General features: G+C 66.8%; 5 protein-coding genes. 3 read left to right on the top strand and 2 right to left on the bottom strand.

From position 1 onward, the window contains the following. Positions 1 to 96: 96 nt before the first annotated feature. Positions 97 to 270 carry a hypothetical protein gene (locus CSW58_RS14020; protein ID WP_161494581.1) on the bottom strand — a complete coding sequence of 58 codons (174 nt, stop codon included), beginning with the start codon at positions 268 to 270 and terminating at the stop codon, positions 97 to 99. A 274-nt stretch (positions 271 to 544) separates the two neighbouring features. On the opposite strand from CSW58_RS14020, the gene uvrA reads away from it, so the two are divergent. Further along, positions 545 to 3,454, top strand: a complete 2,910-nt coding sequence (gene uvrA, locus CSW58_RS06935; protein WP_099446793.1) for an excinuclease ABC subunit UvrA — start codon at positions 545 to 547, stop codon at positions 3,452 to 3,454. Between the two features lie 15 nt (positions 3,455 to 3,469). Here uvrA and CSW58_RS06940 read toward each other — a convergent pair whose 3' ends face one another. After that, entirely contained in the window at positions 3,470 to 4,363 is an 894-nt protein-coding gene (locus CSW58_RS06940) for a hypothetical protein (RefSeq protein WP_099446794.1), read from the bottom strand. Between the two features lie 163 nt (positions 4,364 to 4,526). On the opposite strand from CSW58_RS06940, the gene CSW58_RS06945 reads away from it, so the two are divergent. Together CSW58_RS06945 and CSW58_RS15030 are read left to right on the top strand one after the other, a co-directional pair. Continuing rightward, positions 4,527 to 5,234 (top strand): glutathione S-transferase family protein, encoded by a 708-nt coding sequence (locus tag CSW58_RS06945; protein WP_099446795.1) that lies wholly within the window; start codon positions 4,527 to 4,529, stop codon positions 5,232 to 5,234. A 99-nt stretch (positions 5,235 to 5,333) separates the two neighbouring features. Beyond that, positions 5,334 to 5,535, top strand: a 202-nt coding sequence (locus tag CSW58_RS15030; RefSeq protein WP_236627696.1) for a hypothetical protein, incomplete at its 3' end; no start/stop codon positions are given.

The raw sequence follows: 5,535 nt of genomic DNA on the forward strand, positions 1-5,535 counted from the left end.
ACCGGATGAACGTCGATGGGAAGCTCCGTCCGACCTCGCACCATCGCGCCGAGTTGGCGCGACGGGCGTTGTCGCGCGCCGGACCCTAAGCGCCGCCTAGAAGCTCTGGGCGCCCAGGGCGATGATGGTCTTGAACGCCCAGACCGTGCAGGCCACCGAGATCATCAGGGTCATGAAGTCAGCAAAGCCCGAACGGTGCTTGGGGGCCTTGGCCGCCTTGCCGCCCTTGGCCGGCGCCGCCGGCGTGGCCTTTTCCGCCTTCTTGCTCACGATCGTCATCCCGCCCGACCGCGAGAGGCGCGGCCTGATGACCACAGGCAACCACGGCGGCGGTGAAGGTCACGCTTCCAAAGGCGGTTAACGATTTGGCGCCGGCGGCGCTCCCGCACGGGCCCGCCCCTGCTGACATCTGCTGTCAGTAGGGAGTCCTGTCGTGACGACGCGACATTTGTTCGCATCTTGTTCTTGTGTTAATTCCCGGATCGAGCCCTACATATAGCCGCTGCGCCGCATCCTCCCTGCGGCCACATGCGTTCCGGAAAACATGGCCGAACAACTCAACTTCATCCGCGTGCGCGGCGCCCGCGAGCACAATCTCAAGAACGTCAATGTCGACATCCCGCGCGGCGAGCTGGTGGTGATCACCGGCCTGTCGGGCTCGGGCAAGAGCTCGCTGGCGTTCGACACCATCTACGCCGAGGGCCAGAGGCGGTATGTCGAGTCGTTGTCGGCCTATGCCCGCCAGTTCCTGGAGCTGATGAGCAAGCCGGACGTCGACCTGATCGAGGGCCTGTCGCCGGCCATCTCGATCGAGCAGAAAACCACCTCGCGCAACCCGCGTTCCACCGTCGGCACGGTCACCGAGATCCACGACTATATGCGCCTGCTGTGGGCGCGAGTCGGGATCCCCTATTCGCCCGCCACCGGCCTGCCGATCGAGAGCCAGACCATCAGCCAGATGGTCGACAAGATCACCGCCCTGCCCGAGGGCACGCGCCTCTACCTGCTGGCCCCGGTGGTCCGCGACCGCAAGGGCGAGTACCGCAAGGAGATCGCCGAGTGGCAGAAGGCCGGCTTCCAGAGGCTGAAGATCGACGGCGAATTCTATCCGATCGAAGACGCGCCGGTGCTCGACAAGAAGTTCAAGCACGACATCGACGTGGTCGTGGACCGCATCGTCACCAAGCCGGGCATGGAGCAGCGCCTGGCCGACTCGATGGAACAGGCCCTGCGCCTGGCCGACGGCCTGGCCGTGGCCGAATGGGCGACGATCGACGAGGGCGAGAAGGAGCCGCGCCGGCTGCTGTTCTCCGAGCGCTTCGCCTGCCCGGTCAGCGGCTTCACCATCGCCGAGATCGAGCCGCGCCTGTTCTCGTTCAACAATCCGGCGGGCGCCTGCCCCAAGTGCGACGGCCTGGGCGCCAAGCTGGCCTTCGACGCCGACATGGTCATTCCGGACAAGGACAAGACCCTGCACAAGGGCGCGGTCGCGCCCTGGGCCAAGGGCCCCTCGCCGCTCTACACCCAGACCCTGCAGGCCCTGGCCCGGCACTATGGCTTCTCGATGGACGAGCCCTGGCACAAGCTGCCGCAGACCGCGCGCGACGTGGTGCTGCACGGCTCCGGCGGGACCAAGATCAAGTTCGTCTATGACGACAACGCCCGCAAATACGAGGTCGACAAGCCTTTCGAGGGGGTGATGCCCAATCTCGAGCGGCGCTGGCGCGAGACCGACAGTAGCTGGGTGCGCGAGGAACTGGGCCGCTACCAGTCCGACACCCCCTGCGACGTCTGCCACGGCAAGCGCCTGAAGCCCGAGGCCCTGGCGGTCAAGATCGCCGGCCTCGACATCGCCGACGTCTCGATGCTGGCCATCCGCCCGGCCAAGGACTGGTTCGCCGGCCTGGAGGCCCAGTTCAGCGACAAGCAGATGGAGATCGCCCGCCGGATCCTGAAGGAGATCAATGATCGCCTGCGGTTCCTGGTCGATGTTGGGCTGGACTATCTGAACCTGTCACGCGGCTCGGGCACCCTGTCGGGCGGCGAGAGCCAGCGCATCCGCCTGGCCAGCCAGATCGGCTCGGGCCTCACCGGCGTGCTCTATGTGCTCGACGAGCCGTCGATCGGCCTGCACCAGCGCGACAACACCCGCCTGTTGACCTCGCTGCAGGGCCTGCGCGACCTGGGCAATTCGGTGCTGGTGGTCGAGCATGACGAAGAGGCCATCCTCACCGCCGACTATGTGATCGACATGGGTCCCGCCGCGGGCGTGCATGGCGGCGAGATCGTCGCCGAGGGCAAGCCGGCCGACATCATGGCCAATCCCGCCAGCGTCACCGGCATGTACCTGACCGGCGCCCGCGAGATCGCCGTGCCGGAAGACCGCCGGCCGATCAACAAGAAGAAGATGCTGCGGGTCATCGGGGCCACCGGCAACAACCTCAAGGGCGTGACCGGCGAGATCCCGGTCGGGACCTTCACCTGCATCACCGGGGTGTCGGGCGGCGGCAAGTCGACCTTCACCATCGAGACCCTCTACAAGGCCGCCGCCCGTCGCCTGAACAACGCCAGCGACGCCCCGGCCCCGCACGAGCGCATCGAGGGTCTGGAGAATTTCGACAAGGTCATCGACATCGACCAGAGCCCGATCGGCCGCACCCCGCGCTCGAACCCGGCCACCTATACCGGCGCCTTCGGGCCGATCCGCGACTGGTTCGCCCAGTTGCCGGAGAGCAAGGCCCGCGGCTATGGCCCCGGCCGTTTCAGCTTCAACGTCAAGGGCGGCCGCTGCGAGGCCTGCCAGGGCGACGGCCTGATCAAGATCGAGATGCACTTCCTGCCCGACGTCTACGTCACCTGCGACGTCTGCAAGGGCAAGCGCTACAACCGCGAGACCCTCGACATCCTGTTCAAGGGCAAGACCATCGCCGAGGTCCTCGACATGACCGTCGAGGAGGCCGCCGACTTCTTCAAGGCGGTGCCGCCGATCCGCGACAAGATGGAGACGCTGAAGCGGGTCGGCCTGACCTATGTCAAGGTCGGCCAGTCGGCCACCACCCTGTCGGGCGGCGAGGCCCAACGGGTCAAGCTGTCCAAGGAACTGTCCAAGCGCGCCACCGGCCGCACCCTGTACATCCTCGACGAACCGACCACCGGCCTGCACTTCGAGGACATCAAGAAGCTGCTTGAGGTGCTGCACGAGCTGGTCGACCAGGGTAATACCGTGGTCGTCATCGAGCACAATCTCGACGTCGTGAAGACCGCCGACTGGCTGCTGGACTTCGGCCCCGAGGGCGGCGACGGCGGCGGCGAGATCATCGCCGTGGGCTCGCCCCAGGACGTCGCCAAGGTCGAGGCCTCATGGACCGGCCGCTACCTCAAGGAGGTCCTGGACCGCCACGAGATCCGGCGGCTGGCGCGGGTGGCGGCGCTGAAGGCCAGCAAGCGGGCCTGAGCGTCCGCCTTCAGGTCAGCCTTCGCCCTTGAGCTCGCGGTAGATCGCCGGGGCTGGGGCGAACATCACCAGGGCGGCCAGCACCGACAGCGCGCCGACCAGAACCAGCCGCACCACGCCCACCGGCGTCAGGAAGGCCTGCAGGGAACTGATGTCCGACTTCAGGACCTCGCCGGCCCCGGCGAAGCCGCCGATGATCATCGCCACGGCAGTGCCCAGCAGCAGGATGGCCATATAGACGACCACAAACAGCACGAAGGCGAGGAGATAGGTCACCAGCAGCGGCCAGAACCGCCCCTTGGTGATGGGCAGCGACCCCCGCAGCGTGATCCGGCCGCCGACGAAGGTCGCGACGCCGGCGAAGGACAGGCGCACCGCGGCATAGATCGTCACGCCGAAGATGCCGACCAGGCCCAGCAGCGCGATCAGGCCCAGTAGGGGGTTGTCGCCGAGGATCTTCTGCAGGATCGTCACCACCGCCCCGACCAGCATGGCGCTGCCGATATAGACCCCAATCACCGCCAGCGTGTAGAGCAGCTGGGCGCAGAACTGGCGAAACTCGTCGGCCCCGAGCCGCAGATAATAGGGGGCCGGATCCATCGGCCGCAGCACCATCCGATAGACGCCGGTGAGCAGGATCGCCGAGGTGGCTAGGTTGAAGGCCCCCGACAGCATCAGGATCGGCAGGACCTTCAGCATCTGCTCGGCCATCTTCTCGGCGTCCGGCGCGCTGGAGGGGTCGAAATCGAAGAAGGTCTGCAGTTCGGCCCCGCCGACCGCGATCAGGATGATCGTCGTCACGGCCGACAGCACCATCAGCACTGTCCCCCAGACCGCCACGGTCCTGGGGTGCTCGCGCACCATGCGAAAGCCGGCGAAGGCCGCGTCGGTGGTCGAGAACTTTTGCATGTCGTCCCTCGGCAATGGGTTCGATCCGAGGCCTAACAAGGTTCGCGCGGCCGCGACAGTCCCTTGCGCGCAATCGACGGCTGGGCAAACGCTTCCGCAGCTTCTAACGTTTGTTTGAAACCATAAACGGCTGGCGCTGAACGCCGGCTCGGGAGGACGCCGCATGAAGCTCTACGGGGAAGCCAATCCCGCGCCCAATCCGCGCCGCGTGCGGATGTTCATCGCCGAAAAGGGTCTCGACCTGCCGGAGATCCGCCTCGCCCTGCGCAAGGGCGAGCACAAGAGCCCCGAGCATCGGGCCCGCAACAGCCTGGGCCAGGTCCCGACCCTCGAGCTCGAAGACGGCACGATGATCAGCGAGAGCGTCGCCATCTGCCGCTATCTGGAGGCGCTCCATCCCCAGCCGCCGCTGTTTGGGGCCACCGCCCTGGAACAGGCCCAGATCGACATGTGGACCCGGCGCATCGAGTTCCAGCTGATGACGCCGATCGCCATGTTCTGGCGCCACGCCCATCCCCTGACCGCCGCCCCCCTGCTGACCCAGCACACCGACTTTGGCGAGTCCAACAAGCCGGTCGTGGCCCGGGCCATGCTGTGGCTGGATCGCGAACTGGCCGATGGCCGCGGCTTCATCGCCGGCGAGACCTATTCGATCGCCGACATCGTGGCCCTGACCACCATCGACTTCGCCGGCTTCATCGGCCTGGAGATTCCCGCCGAGGCCGAGCACCTGAAAGCCTGGCGCGACCGTCTCGGCCCGGCCGAGCGCCGAGGCCTGACGATATTATGTCCTAGTTTCCAAACGTCTCACCGGCCTTGGCCGGGGAGACGGCTGATGGAGAGGCGTCCGACCGCAAGTCCGCCCCGCTAAACCGTCAGTTCGCTCGCATGCAGGCGGCCATAGGCCGAGGCCGGGGCGGAGACCAGGATCACGGTCTGAACGGTGAGGAAGAACGGGGCCATCAGCAGGTTGGCCAGCAGGCCCAGCCAGCACCAGCAGCACGGCCGAATCCGCGCCGCCGCCGAACATCGCCACCACGACGCCCGACAGGATCGAGCCGATCACCGAGACCAGCAGGGCCAGCAGCAGGGTCAGCAGGAACATGCCCATCAGGTGCCAGAAATGGCCGTGGGTGAGGGTCCAGGCCGGCGGGGATTGATCGTCCCCTCGG

It is taken from the genome of Caulobacter sp. B11, from assembly GCF_002737765.1.
Taxonomy (GTDB): Bacteria; Pseudomonadota; Alphaproteobacteria; order Caulobacterales; family Caulobacteraceae; genus Caulobacter.